This is a genomic window from Phenylobacterium terrae (assembly GCF_042681205.1).
Taxonomy (GTDB): Bacteria; Pseudomonadota; Alphaproteobacteria; order Caulobacterales; family Caulobacteraceae; genus Phenylobacterium; species Phenylobacterium terrae.
In genome coordinates this window covers 472,976-488,074 of sequence record NZ_JBHUEY010000006.1, presented here as the reverse complement: position 1 = coordinate 488,074, position 15,099 = coordinate 472,976, and the positions used below count along the sequence as shown (strand labels likewise).

The following is a 15,099-nucleotide window of genomic DNA, read 5'->3' as shown; positions in this document are numbered from 1 at the left end:
GCGCCGCGAAAGCCGCGCCGGATCGGGGCCTTGTGGCTGGTTGTTGCGGCGGCGCTGGCGATCCTCGTACTGGCCCTGGCGATCGCCTACCTGGCCCGGCGGGACCTGGCCCGTAACGCCCTGTCCGGCTGGCTGGAGGAGCGGGGCGTCGCCTCCGAGATCGAGATCGAGAAGTTCGGCCCGACCGGGGCCGTCGCCCGCATCCGGGCCGGCACGCCGGGCGATCCGGAGTTCACCGTCGAGCGGGCGGAGATCGACTACGGCCTGCTCGGCCTCTGGTCGGGCGATCCCTTCGTCGAAGTGCGGCGCGTGCGGCTGGTCCGGCCGATCGTTCGCGGGACCTGGCGGAACGGAAAGCTGAGCTTCGGCGCGCTCGATCCGCTGATCGAGGAATTCCGAAAGCGGCCGCCGCGGCCGGACGCGCGCCGTCCGCTGATCCTCGTCGAGGACGGGCTGGTCGGGCTCGACACCGAATACGGCCTGGCGCGGCTGCGCGGCGACGCCCGCGTCGAGGACAACAAGCTGATGAGCCTCGAAGCCCGGCTGGCGCCCGTGGCGGCCAAGGCCGCGGGGCTCGATCTGGCGGTTCGGGGCGGGGAGATCAGCGTCAAGACCACGGGCGATCGCGTCGCCTTCTCGGTCGGCGCCATCCTCGGCGAGGCCAAGGGAGAGGGGCTGGCGGTCCAGGAGAGCTTCCTGCGGCTGAACGGCGAGGGACCTTACCCCGACTTCGAAAAACGTCGTGGCGACGGGGCCTTGGCTCTGACTCTTACGGGCGGGGCCCGGCGCTTCGACTGGGCTGGGACGAAGCTCGGCGGGAGCGAGTTCACGGCCCGGTTCAACGGCCGCTCGGCCGGCTGGCTCGACGATCTGGCGGTCGGCGGGCGGGGGACGTTCGAGGCCCGGGCGGAGACCGGCGCGGCGGCCGGCGCGAGCCTGCAGCGGATCGCCGTCGAGGGCGAGGTGCCGACGCTGACCTGGACCCGCACCGGTCCCGACCGGCTGAACGCCCAGGGCCGGCTCGCCGCGCGGGTCGGCGCGCTGACCCAGGGCGACCTGCGACTGCGAGACGTGGCGGGCGACTTCCGCGGCGCGGCGGAGGGGGGCGTGGAGCAGCCGGCGCGGGTCCGCCTGACCGGCGGCGCTTCGGCCCGTGGCGCCTGGACCGGCCTCGGGCGGATCGAGCCGCAGGACGATCCCGGCATCGCGGCGCTGAAGCGGACGCTGGGCGCGTTCGAGCTGCGGGCGCCGGCGGTCAGCCTGGATCAGACCAGCCGCGGCCTCGTGGTGGCCCTGGGCGCGCCGGCCCGCCTGGTCGGCGCAGGCGGCGGGCAGCTGGCGCTGTCGCCGCGGGCCGGCGGCCCTGTCTACGAGAATGGCGGCGGCGCCTTCATGCTCCGGGCCAGCGGCGGGGGCCTGCCTGAGGCCGAGTTCGCCGTGGACCGCTACACCACCGGCGCCGACGGCTTCCTGGCGCAGGGTCGGGGCCGGATCGACGGCGACTTCCTGCTGTTCCGCGGGGCCGAGCTGCAGCTCTCCGGCGCGCTGCGGGCGAGGGACGGGGCGATCAGCGTCACCTCCCGCGGCTGCACGCCGGTGCGAGCCGAGCGGCTGGAGCTTGGCGAGAACGACGTGCACGACGTCTCCGCCCAGTTCTGCGCCACGTCCGCGCCGTTGCTCACCCTCGACGACGGCGCCTGGCGGGTGCGCGGGACGATCCGCGACGGGACGGCGGCCGCGCCGTTCCTGGAGACGCAGTTCGCGGACGCCGAGGGCGCGCTGGACGTGAGCGGTCGCGGCGAGGCGCTGACGCTTCGCGCCGGCGTCCAGACCGTCCGGGTCATCGACACGCTCGATCCTGTGAGGTTCTACCCGGTCCGGATGAGCGGCGAGGCCAATGCGGCGCGGGGCGTCTGGAGCGGCCGCTTCGACCTTGCGACGCCCGCGGGCCATTCGCTCGGCCAGGCGGTGCTGCGCCACGACGACGCGAGCCAGAGCGGCGCCTTCACGCTCGATACCGGCCGGCTGGTCTTCACGCCCGAGGGGCTGCAGCCGGCCCAGCTGTCGCCGGCGGCGGTGCTGATCGCCTCGCCGGCCGAGGGCGAGGCCCGCTTCGTCGGCGGCTTTAACTGGAGCCCGGCCGGCGAGGCGAGCGGCGGAACCCTCACCGTGCCCCGGCTCGACTTCCGCGGCCCGATCGGGATGGTCCGCGGCCTGTCGACCGAGATCGAGGTCACCAGCCTGGCGCCGCTCGCCACCGCGCCGGACCAGGTCGTCCGCGCCGAGCTCATCGAGGCGTTCGCGCCGCTCACCGACGTGGTCGCCACCGGCCGCGTGGAAGGCGAGGCGCTGCACCTGGCTTCGGCCAGCGCGACCGCTGGCCGGGGGCGCGTGGACATTGAGCCCATGACCATCCCGTTCGACCCGGCCGGGAGCTGGCGCGGGGCGATGCGGCTGGACGACGTGCAACTGGGCGATCTGGTCGAGGCCTCGCCGCTCGCCGAGCAGATGGACCTCAGCGCCAAGGTCGACGGCCGCGTGCCGTTTGAGGTCGGCCCGAAGGGCGTCCGCGTCTCCGGCGGCGAGATCCACGCAATCGAACCCGGCCGCCTATCCATCAAGCGCGAGGCGCTGACCAGCGTCTCGGCCGAAGGCGGGGCCCCGGAGGCCGAGCCCAACCTGACGGTCGACTTCGCCTACCAGGCCATGGAGAACCTGGCCTTCTCGCGCCTGGCGGCCGAGATCGACAGCCGGCCGGAAGGACGCCTGGGGGTGATGTTCTACATCGTCGGCGAGCATGACCCGCCCAAGCGGCAGGAGCTGCGGCTCAGCTACTGGGACCTGCTCGGCCAGCGCTTCCTCAATCGCACTCTGCCGCTGCCGTCGGGCGTGAAAGTGAACCTGGCTCTCGACATGTCGCTCAACCTGGATCAGCTCCTCGCCGACTGGGGCGAGTACCAGGCCCTCATCAACGGCCAAGGCGGTTCAGCCACGGTTCAGCCCGACTCGCCCAATACCGCATCGGACAGCTCGCCCGGAGGACCACCTTGACGCCCCATCGCCCGGCCTCGCGCCGCTCCATCCTCGCGCTCGGCGGCCTCGCCGTCGTCGCCAGCGCCTGCACCCCGACGGTGCGGGTGGAGGTCGCGCCGATCACCATCTATGCGAAGCTGGAGCACGACGTGCGCGTGCGACTTGGCGAAGACGTCAAGGCGCTGATCCAGCAGAACCCGAACCTGTTCTAGGAACCTTTGCAAATGACAAGGCAAAAGGCCTTCGCCACCCTCGCCGGAGCCGCCGCGGCCCTGATGCTCGCGACGTCCGCTTCGGGCCAGACGGCCGCCGACAAGGCCGCCGTCGACGCCGCCAAGGCGCAGGGGATCGTGGGGGAGCAGACGGACGGCTTCCTGGGCTTCGTGAAGGGCGGCGGGGACGCCACGCTGCGCGCCGCCGTCGCGGCGATCAACGCCGGCCGGGCCGACGTCTACCGTCAGGCCGCCCAGCGCAACGGCGTCAGCCCGGAGGCCGCCGGCGTGGCCGCCTTCCAGGAAGTGATCCGCAATCGGATCGCCCCGGGCGAATACTATCGTGACGCCAGCGGGAACTGGGTCCGGAAGTAGGGCTCAGCTGGTGCGCCGCAGCGGCGGGCCCCGGCGGCCCCGCCGCATCCGTTCGGACTTCACCACGCTCCAGCCCTCGCAGGTGAGCAGGTAGGCGAACGGCGGCGGGCGCCAACCGCGGAGGCCCGGCCTGGGCGCCGCCCGCTGGAGCAGGCCGCGCCCGGCCAGATTCACGCAGATCTGCAGCCTGGCCCGCGCCGCCGCGCCGAGAGGATCGTCCTCCTCCCGCACGCAGTTCACCGGCCCCGCCAGGGCCTCCTCAAGAAGCGCCCGCTCCTCGGCGCTCAATCCGATCCGGTCGTCCATGGCCGGGGAACGCGGCCGGAGCGTGTCTGTTGCCTGCCGCGTGCAACAACTGATCGTGCGCCCGCGGCCTTCCGCCGGGGCGCCACTCAGGGGCGCCGCGTCGTCCCGGCGCACCTGTTTATATGATCAATGTTAACCACTTGGGGCGCACCTTCGAACCCAGGGTATGGGGGTTCGCATCGCATGCGTGCCGGCTGGATCGAACGCGACGGCGCAGGGGTGGTGGAGCTGAGGCCGCGCGCCTGCGAGCGGGCCGTCCGCCTCGCCGAGGCCTTGGCGCCCGGCGCGCGGGCCGAGGTCGTGGCGGCGGTGGGGCACGCAGCCTTGGCGGGCGATGCGATCGCCGCGCCGGTGCGCCTGCCGGACGGCTCGATCCCGGCGGAGCTGCGGCTGAGCGGCCTCGCCACGCCCCCCAGCCCGGACCTGGCCGAACGGCTGCAGGACATCGCCGACTTCCTCGCCGGCGAACTGGGTCGAGCCGAGGCCGAGCGGCGCCGGCAAGTCTCCGACCAGGCGGCCGACACGGCCTGGGCGACGCTGGCGGCGGTGATCGAGGCCGCGCCGATGTCGATGGCGCTCACCGACGCGGACCAGAGGCTGCTGGCCGTCAGTCCGCTGCTCATCCAGAGCCTCGGCTGGGAAGGCCGGGACGTGGTCGGCCATACCCTCTATGAGCTCGGGCCTCAGATCTTCGAGCATTGGCGCGAGAGCTACACCGCCGTCCTCGAGGGCGACGAGCGGCAGCCGCGGCGATTCCCGATGCGCGACAAGCACGGCCGCCCCGCCTGGTACGAGGGCCACGCCCGGGCCTGGAAGCGGGCCGACGGGAGCAGCGGCGGCCTGATCATCGCCTGGCACGACATCACCGACATGATGGAGGCCCTCGACCGCACCGCCCGCTCGGAGGAGCGGCTGAAGCTGGCGATGGAGATCTCCGACATGCACGTCTGGGAGATGGACTACCAGCGCCAGGAACTGATCAAGGTCGGCGCCGAGGACACCTTCTTCGACGAACCTGTGACCTTCGAGATGCTGGCGGCCGACATCTACGGCAACGTCGACGAACGCGACCTGCCCGACGTGCGGGAAGCCTGGCGGCGTCACTTCCGCGAAGGCGCGCCTTACAATCCCGAGTACCGGGTCAAGCGGTCGGACGGGCAGGACGTCTGGACCACCTGCACCCTCAAGCTGATCAACGACCCGAAGGGCCGGCCGCTTCGGCTGATCGGGGCGATGCAGAACATCACCGCCCGCAAGCGCTCCGAGCAGCAGCTGATGAAGGCGAAGGAGGAGGCCGAGGCGGCGAACCGGGCCAAGTCCACCTTCCTGGCGACCATGAGCCACGAGATCCGCACGCCCCTGAACGGCGTGCTCGGCATGGCCCAGGCGATGGCCGCCGACGACCTCGCGCCGGCCCAGCGGGCCAGGCTGGACGTCATCCGCCAGTCGGGGGAGGCGCTGCTGGCGATCCTCAACGACGTGCTGGACCTGTCGAAGATCGAGGCCGGCAAGCTGGACCTCGAGCAGGCCGAATTCGACATCGGCGAGGTGGCGCAGGGCGCGCACGCCGCGTTCGATGCGGTCGCGCGCAGCAAGGGACTGGCCTTCGCCCTCGAGATCGACGAGCGCGCGCGCGGCGTCTATCGGGGCGACCCGGTCCGCGTCCGCCAGATCCTGTTCAATCTCGTCTCCAACGCGTTGAAGTTCACAGAGAAAGGCGAGGTGGCCGTTCGCGTCGGCAGGACCCGCCGCGGCCTGAAGCTGACGGTGAGGGACAGCGGCATCGGCATCGATCCGGACCGGCTCTCCAAGCTGTTCCAGAAGTTCGAGCAGGCCGACGCCTCCACCACCCGGCGGTTCGGCGGCACCGGCCTGGGCCTGTCCATCTGCCGCGAGCTGGCCGAACTGATGGGCGGGTCGATTTCGGTGAAGAGCCGGCCCGGGCAGGGGGCGGCGTTCAGCGTGACGCTGCCATTGGCGCGGGTGCGGGATTCCGGGCCGGCCGAGCCGGCGCCCACTGAAGCCGCGCCGGCCGAAGAGTCCCCGCCGCTGCGCATCCTCGCGGCTGAGGACAACCCGGTGAACCAGCTGGTGCTGACCACGCTGCTCGGCCAAGCCGGCGTGCAGCCGCACATCGTCGGCACGGGCCGCCAGGCCGTCGAGGCCTGGGAGGTCGGGGACTGGGACGCCATTCTGATGGACGTCCAGATGCCGGAAATGGACGGGCCCACAGCGACCGGGGTGATCCGCCGGCGCGAAGCCGAGACCGGCCGGGCCCGTACGCCGATCCTGGCGCTCACCGCCAACGCCATGTCGCACCAGGAGGCGGAGTACCTCGCCTGCGGCATGGACGCGGTCGTCGCCAAGCCGATCCAGGTGGAGAGGCTGTTCGCGGCCCTCAGGCAGGTCCTGGAGTCCGCGTCCGCGGCCCGCGCCGCCTGACGACGGTTGCCAAGCGGGCGGAACTGGCGCCCACTTCGTGCAGACAACGACACCGGCGAGGACGACCATGGACGACATGGCGGCTGCCCCAGCGGGCCTGGACGTAGGCCCCCACGTCGAGGCGATGCGCCGCGACGGCTATACGATCATCGAGGACTTCCTGAGCCCCGCGCAGATCGAGGCGGTGCGGACCGGCCTCCACCCCTTCCTCGGCCACTACCGCGGGCGCAACGACTTCGAAGGCCACAAGACCGAGCGGGTCTACACCCTCGTGGCCCGCGCCAAGGTGTTCCAGGACGTGGCCGAGGAGCCCCGGCTGATGGCCATCCTCGGCCAGTTCCTGCAGCCCCGGTTCCTGCTGACCGCCAGTCAGGCGATCTGCATCTATCCCGGCGAGACGGCCCAGCGGCTGCACACCGACGACAGCTTCTATCCGATCCCCCGCCCGCGGCCGGCGATCAGCATCACCGTCATCGTCGCGGTCGATCCTTTCACCGAGCAGAATGGGGCGACGGTCATCGTGCCGGGCAGCCACCGCTGGAGCAACGAACAGCTCACCGCGATGCAGGAGGCCCGCCTGGCCGGTCGGCCGGTCCCCGAGGTGGACGAGGGCGCGCGGCCGGCGGTGATGGCCGCCGGGGCCGCGCTGGTGATGCTGGGCACGCTGCTGCACGGCGGCGGCGCCAACCGCAGCGATGCGCCGAGGCTCGCCTTCACCAATCAGTACTGCGAGCCGTGGGTCCGGACGCAGGAGAACTTCTTCCTGGCCATCCCGAAGGAGATGGTCCGCGAGTACTCGCCGAGGGTCCGCGAGCTCCTCGGCTACGACACCCGGCTGAACAGCTTCATGGGCATGGTGACGGCCTCGACGCCCGCCAAGGCGCTGGAGCCGGGCTGGGTGCCGCCCGTCGTGCGTCAGGCCGCGCAGGGCGACTAGCGGGTGCGGGTCATCGTCGTCGGCGGCGGCAACGCCGCCTTCGCCGCGGCGGTCTCCGCGCGGGAGGCGGGCGCGGACGTCACCGTCCTGGAGCGCGCGCCCAAGGCCGAGGCCGGCGGCAACTCCCGCTTCACGGCCGGGGCGATGCGCTTCGCCTACGACGGCGTCGAGGACCTGCGCCGGCTGATGCCGGACCTCACGGATGAGGAGGTCGCCCGCACCGACTTCGGCGCCTACACCGAGGACCAGTTCTTCGAGGACATGGGCCGGGTCACCGAATACCGCACCGATCCCGAGCTGTGCGAGACGCTGGTGCGGGCCAGCCGCGCCACCCTGTTCTGGATGCGCGACAAAGGCGTCCGCTTCGCGCCCATCTGGGGCCGCCAGGCCTTCCAGGTGGACGGCCGGTTCAAGTTCTGGGGCGGGCTGACGGTCGAGGCGTGGGGCGGCGGGCCAGGGCTGGTGGAGGCCTGGACCACGATCGCCGCGCGCGAAGGGATCGAGGTACTGTACGGCGCCCGGGCCTTGTCGCTGATCGCCGGGGACGAGGGCGTGCGAGGGGTGCGCGTCCGCATCGACGGCGGCGCCCGCGAGATGGCCGCCGACGCGGTCGTGCTGGCCGCCGGCGGCTTCCAGGCCAATGTGGAGTGGCGCACCCGCTACCTGGGGCCGGGCTGGGACCTCGCCAAGGTGCGCGGCAGCCGGTTCAACACCGGCGACGGACTGAAGATGGCGCTGGAGATCGGGGCCATGCCCTATGGCCACTGGTCCGGCTGCCATGCGGTGGGCTGGGAGCGGAACGCGCCGGAGTTCGGCGACCTGGCCGTCGGCGACGGCTTCCAGAAGCACTCCTATCCGTTCGGCGTCATGCTCAACGCCCGCGGCGAGCGGTTCGTCGACGAGGGCGCCGACTTCCGCAACTACACCTACGCCAGGTACGGCCGCGAGATCCTGGCCCAGCCGCGGCAGTTCGCCTGGCAGGTGTTCGACGCCAAGACCCGCCACCTGCTGCGCGACGAGTACCGCATCCGCCAGGTGACCAAGGTGACGGCCGACAGCCTCGAGGCGCTGGTCGGCAAGCTTGAGGATGTCGATCCCGAACGGGCGCTCCAGACCCTGCGCGCCTTCAACGCGGCGGTCGCGGCGGACGTCCCGTTCGATCCGAACGTGAAGGACGGCAAGGCGGCGCGGGGCGTGGTCCCGCGCAAGTCGAACTGGGCCCAGGCGATCGACACCCCGCCGTTCGAGGCCTACGCGGTCACCTGCGGGATCACCTTCACCTTCGGCGGCGTGCGGATCGACCGCGCCGGCCGGGTGCTGGACGTCGACCTGGCGCCGATCCGCGGCCTCTACGCGGCCGGCGAGATGGTCGGGGGGCTCTTCTGGCACAACTACCCGGGCGGGACCGGGCTGACCGCCGGGGCGGTGTTCGGGAAGATCGCCGGCGCCAGCGCCGCCCAGGACGGGGCCCGCTAGGCGGAACCCGTCCCGCGCGCCGGCCCTTTCCGGCGCAGGAGTTCCGAAAGCCCGTGAGTCCCTACGAGATCGTCGACCGCCTGATCGATCAGGTCGGCCGCCAGCTCGGCTGGCCCCCTTGGGCCTTCAGCCTGTCGCTGATGGCGCTCGCCCTGGTGGCGGCCCTGGTCCTGCACGAGATCCTGGTCCGGCTGGTCCGCCGGGCGATGCGCCGGGCCGACGAGTTCTGGCGCCCGCTGGTGGTGCGCACCCGACGGCCGGGGCGGTGGGCCCTGGTGATCGCCGCGCTGGCCGCCTCGTCGACCATCGCCCCGCTGCCCGAGGCGCAGGCGGCAGGCCTGCGGCACCTGCTGCTGATCGCCTTCATCGTGCTGCTCGGATGGACCGCCTACATCGCCTTGGACATCGCCACGGCGCTCTACATGCGCCGCTTCCGGACCGACGTCGCCGACAACCTGCTGGCCCGCAAGCACCTGACCCAGGTCCGGATCCTGCGTCGGGCGCTGATCATCCTCATCTTCATCGTCACCGCGGGCCTGGCGCTGATGACCGTCAGCGGCGTCCGGCAATGGGGGGTGAGCCTGCTGGCGGCCGGCGGGGCGGCCTCGATCATCGTCGGCCTGGCGCTGCAGCCGCTGCTGTCGAACCTGATCGCTGGCATCCAGATCGCCATGACCCAGCCGATCCGCATCGACGACGCTGTGGTCGTCGAAGGCGAGTGGGGCAACATCGAGGAGATCACCGCGACCTATGTGGTCATCCGCATCTGGGACCAGCGCCGGCTGGTGCTGCCGCTGAGCTACTTCCTGCAGAAGCCGTTCCAGAACTGGACGCGGGAGACCGCCGAGCTGATCGGCGTGGTGTTCCTCCACGTCGACTACGCCGCGCCGGTGCCGGCCATCCGCGCCAAGCTGGAGGAGATCGCCCGCGCTTCGCCCCTGTGGGACGGGCGGGCGGCGGTGCTGCAGGTGACCGAGCTGCGCGAACGGACCATGGAGCTGCGTTGCCTGGTCAGCGCCCGCAACGCCGGCGAGGCCTTCGACCTGCGCTGCGAGGTGCGCGAGAAGCTGGTCGCCTTCCTGAAGGACGAGCACCCCGAGGCCCTTCCTTTGGAGCGCATCGAGGTCCGGCCGCGGGAGGCCGCCTACGACGGCGACTCCCGCAGCTTCTCGGCGCGCCAGACGCGCCCCGAGTCTACCGGGCGGGCGTGAGCGCGATGACGCGTTCGGTCACGGCCTCCACCGCCGGGCGGGAGTAGGCGAGGGGGACGTACTCGCCCTTGGCCCACAGCGGGAAGAGGTCGCGGAGGTGGGGGCTGGCCGGGTCCTCCGACTGGCCGGGCGTGTTGATCACCCGGCTGTTGTCCCACTCGCCCACGTCCAGGACCATCCGGAACGAGGCGCCCGAGACGACCCGGAAGTCCGAGGGCCGCCAGGTGGCTGCGAGCGGCGTGTGCGCCGTGCCGGACATCGGCGCCGGGCCGACCGCCAGCTTCTCGCGCTCGCCATCCGGGAGCAGGGCCGAGAGGGGGTGCTCGAACCTGGCCTGGTGGAGATCGCCCCAGCGCCACTTGGCCGGGTTCGGCCCCAGCCGCTCCTCCACCTCGCGCCAGGCCGCCGCCAGGCTCGGCAGGATGACCGGCGTGCGCAGGGAGGGCGAGCGCTCCAGCAGGTCGACGGCGGCGGCCAGGTCGCCCCCGCCCAGCATCTCGCGCACCGGGCGCGGGGCGGCGCGGTTCACGGCGGCCGGGCCAAGATGCTTCATGATCCAGGTCTCGAACAGCGCCGCCCCGGCGCTATCGGCGGCCGCGCGCCGGTCCCACGAACGCAGCAGGGCGAGGGCGGCGTTGGCCTCGCGGTCGCGGCGGCCGGCCCTGGCCGGCAGCAGCGGGATCAGCCGGTCGGCGATGGTGTTGTAGGCGTCGGTCTGCAGGGCCATGGAGTCGGCGAGGCTGACGTTGTCGTCCTGGCCCAGCACCTTGGCGATCCGGTCCATCCGCGCCCGGTTCGACCATTCGAACCCGACCTTGCGGTCGGCGACCGGATAGCCCGGCGGCAGGTTCATCTGGTTGGCGGAGCCGAGCCAGCCCTGCGGCGGGTCGTAGCTCGACGGCAGCTCCTCCGGCGCCAGGAAGCCCGCCCATTCGTAGCGGCCGTCGCCGGGGACCGGCATCAGGCCGTCCCAGGCCGGCCGGCGCGGGACCTTGCCGGCGGCGACCCAGCCGATGTGGCCCGACGTGTCGGCGTACATCTGGTTCTCGGACGGCGCGCCCCAGCGGCGCAGGGCGGAGGAGAAGCCCGCCCAGTCCTTGGCGGTCATGTAGTCCACCGAGCCGAAGTAGGCGCTGGTCCCGGGCTCGCTCCAGACGCTGCGCACGGCGAAGGCGCGGCGGGTCTTGGGATCGCGGAACACCACCGGGCCGTGCCGGGTGAAGCGCAGCTCCACGATCCGCGGCGGCTCGCCCTTCACCTCGATGGTCTCGCGCACGATCCGCATCGGCTCCCAGCCCTGCCCGTAGCGGTAGCGGTCGGGGTCGGCCGGGTCGGTCTCGTAGACGTAGAGGTCTTCCTGGTCGGCGTTGAAGATGGTCAGGCCGAAGGCGATGGTCCCGTTGTGGCCGATGGAGATCCCGGGCAGCGCCGGCTCGCCCGCGCCGATCACCGAAAAGCCCGGGGCCTCCAGGTGGACGATGTAGCGGAGCGAGGGGACGCCGTGCTCGCGGTGGGGGTCGTTGGCCAGGATCGGCCGGCCAGTTTCGGTGCGGGCGCCGGAGACCGTCCAGTTGTTCGAGCCGACCGCGTCGGGGGAGGGCGCATCCTCCGGCTGCGGCGCGAACCCGGCCGGCAGCCGGAAGCCCCCGGTGGCCAGCTGGTAGTCCTCCAGCACCTTCTCGGGGATGTCGCAGGGATCGAGCCCTTCCGGGATCCTCGTCCGCCACTCCGGCTCGAGCAGGCGGTAGAGCCGCGCCGCGCCGACCCCGCCGGCCCGGCAGGCGATGCGCGCCCGGCCGACCTCGCTGGCGGCGTTGCGCGACAGGGCGTGGCTGCGGATGCGCACGACGTCCTCGGCCCGCCAGCGGTCCGGGCGGGTCCCGGCCAGCCGAAAGGCCTCGGGCAGCGGCCGGCGGCCGGCCTCGACCTCGGCCACATAGGCGTTGACGCCGGCGACGAAGGCCTCCGCGTAGCCCTTGGCGTCCGGGCCGTAGGCGGCCCATTCGGCGTCCATGTCCCCGCGGTAGAGGAAGAGGCGGGCGGCGCGGTCCTTCTCGGCGAAGGCGGGGCCGTAGTCCTTGGCCAGCAGGCCGAGCCCGCGCTTGCGCCAGGTGTCGATCTGCCAGAGCCGGTCGCGGGCGACGTTGTAGCCCTGCAGGAAGAAGGCGTCGCGCACCGAGCCGGCGTAGATGTGGGAGATCCCCCACCGGTCCACCCGGATCTCGGCTGGGGCGGAGAGGCCCTCGAGGCTGCGGCTCTCCCTGGCCGGCTCGGCGCCGGCGGGGCTGTGGGCGAGGGCGAGAACGGCGGCGACGAGGAGCGGAAGAACACGGCGCATGCGGCCAGCTAAGAGGGGTTCGCGGCCGAACACAACGCGCCAGCTTGGCCGTGGGAACCCGCGCCGGTTTCGCTGCTTAGTTTATTCGAGGCGGGGGTCTCCACCCGGGCCGCCGCCGCGGGGTTTCTTCCATGTTCCGCCTGTACCGCGTGCTGTCCTGCCTGGCCCTGGCCGGCGGGCTCGCGTTCGCGGACGCCGCCCAGGCCGGCGTCTGCGCAGCGCCGCTTCCCAAGCCTGGCGAGGTGGTCAAAGGACCGGTGCTCCACGTCCAGGACGGCGAGACCCTCTGCGTGGCCGAGGGCTTCGAGCCGTCCAAATGGGTCGCCCTCCAGGTGGCCGACGGCTCTGGGGTCCCGAAGGCGGCGCTGATGGCGGTCGCGTTCGGCAAGGACGCGGTCTGCAAGGTGGAGTCGGTCGCCGCCGGCCGCGCCGTGGCCACCTGCTCGATCGAAGAGCGGCCGCTCGCGGCCCTGCTTCAGCAGCCGGAAGTCCTGAAGGCGGCCGGCGGCTGGCGCTGAGCTTCCGGGCGGTGCTACAGCGGCGCCATGCCCGCCGCCCGCCTCTCCTGGCCGCACGCGCTGCTCGCCGTGGCGGTGACGGCCGTGTGGGGGACCAACTTCGTCGTCATCCGCTGGGCGCTCGACGACCTGCCGCCGTTCACCCTCGCCGCCTTGCGCTTCACCTTCGCCGCGCTGCCGGCGATCGCCTTCGTGCCCCGGCCGGCCGTGCCGTGGAAGGACCTGGCCGCCTACGGCCTGCTGATCGGCGCCGGCCAGTTCGGGTTGCTGTTCCTGGCGATGGACGGCCACATCTCGCCGGGGCTGGCCTCTCTGGTCGTCCAGGCCCAGGTGTTCTTCACCGTCGGCATGGCCATGGTCCTCAGCCGCGAGAGCCTGCGCGGCTACCAGTGGGCGGCGCTGGCGCTGGGCGCGGCCGGCCTGGCGGTGATCGGACTGCAGACGCAGGGGGATGCGACGCCGCTGGGCCTGGGCCTCGTGCTGCTCGCCGCCCTCTGCTGGGCGGGCGGAAACCTGGTGGCCCGGCGCAGTCCGCAGGCCTCCATGCTCGCCTTCGTGATCTGGTCGAGCCTGTTCTCGGCGCCGCCGCTCATCCTGCTCGCCGTGTTCGTGGAAGGACCCGCCATGATCGCCGCAGGCGTCCAGGCGGCCGACGCCGGGACCTGGGCGGCCGTGGCCTGGCAGACGGTGGGCAACACCCTGTTCGGCTATTCGGCCTGGGGCTTCCTCTTGGCCCGCAACTCGGCGGCGGCGGTCTCGCCGATGGCGCTGCTGGTGCCGGTGTTCGGCATGGGCGCCTCGGCCCTGCTGCTGAGCGAGGCCATGCCGGCCTGGAAGCTGGCGGCCGCGGCCCTGGTGCTCGGCGGGCTCGCCCTGAACCTCCTGTGGCCGCTGCTGCGCGGCCCGCGGCCTGCGGGGGTGGCGCAGCGTAGCGGCGCCGGCTAAGCGGGGGCCATGTCCGACGACATCGAGCCGTTCCACGCCATCGCCATCAGCCGCATCGCCCACGAGCTGAAGGGGCAGGGGCGCTCGGTGCTGCACATGGAGTTCGGCCAGCCGTCCACCGGCGCGCCGCAGGCCGCCATCGAGGTCGCCCACGGCGTGCTCGACACCGAGCCCATGGGCTACTGGGAGAGCACGGCGCTCACCGCGCGCATCGCCCGCCACTACGCCGACAGCTACGGCGTCACGGTCGAGCCCGAGCAGATCGTGCTGACCTGCGGGGCCTCGCCGGCCCTGGTCATGGCGCTGGCCTCCAGCTTCAAGCCCGGCGACGTGATCGCCACCGCCCGGCCGGGCTACGTCGCCTACCGCAATACGCTCAAGGCGCTGAACATGGTCCCGCTGGAGCTGCCCTGCGGCCATGCCGAGAGGTTCCGCCTGAGCGCCGCCCAGATCGCCGCCATCGATCCTGCGCCGGCCGGGCTCATCGTGGCCAGTCCGGCCAACCCGACCGGCGCGATCATCCCGGGCGATGAGCTGGCGGCCATCGCCGCGGTCTGCCGGGAGCGGGAGATCCGCATCGTCTCCGACGAGATCTACCACGGCCTCTCCTACGGCGAGCCGGCCCGCTCGATGCTGGAGTTCGAGCCGCAGGCGCTGGTGATCAACAGCTTCTCGAAATACTTCAGCATGGCCGGCTGGCGGCTGGGCTGGCTGGTCTCGCCGCCCGACCACGTCGCGCGGGCGCGGGCCTTCATGGGCGCCCTGTTCCTGACCGCCCCCTCGCTCGCCCAGCACGCGGCCCTGGCGGCGATGGACTGCCGCGAAGAGCTGGACGGGCACGTCGAGGTCTACCGGAGGAACCGCCAGCTGCTGCTGGACGCGCTGCCGGGCCTTGGCCTGACCGCCATCGCCCCGCCGGACGGCGCCTTCTACATCTACGCCGACATCGGCCACCTGACGAACGACAGCCTGGCCTTCTGCGAGCGGCTGCTGCGCGATACCGGCGTCGCCACCGCCCCGGGCGTCGACTTCGATCCGGTGGAGGGCCGCCGCTTCATCCGCTTCAGCTTCGCCGTCTCCACCGCCGAGGTGGAGGAGGCGCTCGGCCGCCTGAAGCCCTGGTTCGCCGCCCAGGCGCCGGCCCGAGCGCGCTAGGTCTCCCCGCCTCGTCATGGCCGGCTTCATGCCCTGATGAGGCTGGGCGGCCGCAACGGCTCGGTCGCCGATGACGAGGAAGAAGAGCGCCAGCGGCGTCTCGCCGCAGCGCGGCGGGCGGGGCGAAGGGTCGCCTTCCGGCGCAGCCGAA

The 15,099-nt window shown here is 72.6% G+C and carries 12 protein-coding genes; 10 read left to right on the top strand and 2 right to left on the bottom strand.

Annotated elements, in window-relative coordinates; translation table 11 throughout:
- Positions 1 to 30 precede the first annotated feature (30 nt).
- Genes ACFSC0_RS16780 through ACFSC0_RS16770 form a run of 3 tightly spaced genes read left to right on the top strand, consistent with a single transcriptional unit; the run spans position 31 to position 3,620 of the window.
- Positions 31 to 3,051 (top strand): intermembrane phospholipid transport protein YdbH family protein, encoded by a 3,021-nt coding sequence (locus ACFSC0_RS16780; RefSeq protein WP_377282015.1) that lies wholly within the window; start codon positions 31 to 33, stop codon positions 3,049 to 3,051.
- Between the two features lie 29 nt (positions 3,052 to 3,080).
- Complete coding sequence (locus ACFSC0_RS16775; protein WP_377282279.1) at positions 3,081 to 3,245, top strand: YnbE family lipoprotein; 165 nt, start codon at positions 3,081 to 3,083, stop codon at positions 3,243 to 3,245.
- Positions 3,246 to 3,257: 12 nt separating this feature from the next.
- Positions 3,258 to 3,620, top strand: coding sequence for a YdbL family probable chaperone protein (locus ACFSC0_RS16770; protein WP_377282014.1), 363 nt, complete (start codon positions 3,258 to 3,260; stop codon positions 3,618 to 3,620).
- A 3-nt stretch (positions 3,621 to 3,623) separates the two neighbouring features.
- On the opposite strand, the gene ACFSC0_RS16765 is transcribed toward ACFSC0_RS16770, so the two are convergent.
- Positions 3,624 to 3,926, bottom strand: coding sequence for a hypothetical protein (locus tag ACFSC0_RS16765; protein WP_377282013.1), 303 nt, complete (start codon positions 3,924 to 3,926; stop codon positions 3,624 to 3,626).
- Positions 3,927 to 4,109: 183 nt separating this feature from the next.
- On the opposite strand from ACFSC0_RS16765, the gene ACFSC0_RS16760 reads away from it, so the two are divergent.
- The 4 genes from ACFSC0_RS16760 to ACFSC0_RS16745 all read left to right on the top strand — a co-directional run bounded on the left by ACFSC0_RS16760 (position 4,110) and on the right by ACFSC0_RS16745 (position 9,992).
- Positions 4,110 to 6,368, top strand: coding sequence for an ATP-binding protein (locus ACFSC0_RS16760; protein WP_377282012.1), 2,259 nt, complete (start codon positions 4,110 to 4,112; stop codon positions 6,366 to 6,368).
- Positions 6,369 to 6,444: 76 nt separating this feature from the next.
- Positions 6,445 to 7,305, top strand: coding sequence for a phytanoyl-CoA dioxygenase family protein (locus ACFSC0_RS16755; RefSeq protein ID WP_377355209.1), 861 nt, complete (start codon positions 6,445 to 6,447; stop codon positions 7,303 to 7,305).
- Positions 7,306 to 7,308: 3 nt separating this feature from the next.
- A complete protein-coding gene (gene tcuA / locus ACFSC0_RS16750; RefSeq protein WP_377282010.1) occupies positions 7,309 to 8,781 on the top strand; it encodes an FAD-dependent tricarballylate dehydrogenase TcuA in 1,473 nt (490 codons plus the stop codon).
- Between the two features lie 53 nt (positions 8,782 to 8,834).
- Entirely contained in the window at positions 8,835 to 9,992 is a 1,158-nt protein-coding gene (locus tag ACFSC0_RS16745; protein WP_377282009.1) for a mechanosensitive ion channel family protein, read from the top strand.
- On the opposite strand, the gene ACFSC0_RS16740 is transcribed toward ACFSC0_RS16745, so the two are convergent.
- The gene (locus tag ACFSC0_RS16740) at positions 9,976 to 12,330 is read right to left on the bottom strand and encodes a penicillin acylase family protein (RefSeq protein WP_377282008.1); all 2,355 of its coding nucleotides are present in this window, start codon (positions 12,328 to 12,330) and stop codon (positions 9,976 to 9,978) included. The genes ACFSC0_RS16745 and ACFSC0_RS16740 overlap by 17 nt on opposite strands.
- Before the next feature lie 131 nt (positions 12,331 to 12,461).
- On the opposite strand from ACFSC0_RS16740, the gene ACFSC0_RS16735 reads away from it, so the two are divergent.
- From ACFSC0_RS16735 to ACFSC0_RS16725, 3 genes are read left to right on the top strand one after another with little or no spacing between them, the layout of a single operon-like run.
- Positions 12,462 to 12,848, top strand: coding sequence for a hypothetical protein (locus ACFSC0_RS16735; protein WP_377282007.1), 387 nt, complete (start codon positions 12,462 to 12,464; stop codon positions 12,846 to 12,848).
- A gap of 27 nt (positions 12,849 to 12,875) precedes the next feature.
- Positions 12,876 to 13,793, top strand: coding sequence for an EamA family transporter (locus ACFSC0_RS16730; RefSeq protein WP_377282006.1), 918 nt, complete (start codon positions 12,876 to 12,878; stop codon positions 13,791 to 13,793).
- Between the two features lie 9 nt (positions 13,794 to 13,802).
- Entirely contained in the window at positions 13,803 to 14,948 is a 1,146-nt protein-coding gene (locus ACFSC0_RS16725) for a pyridoxal phosphate-dependent aminotransferase (RefSeq protein WP_377282005.1), read from the top strand.
- The last annotated feature ends 151 nt before the right edge of the window (positions 14,949 to 15,099 follow it).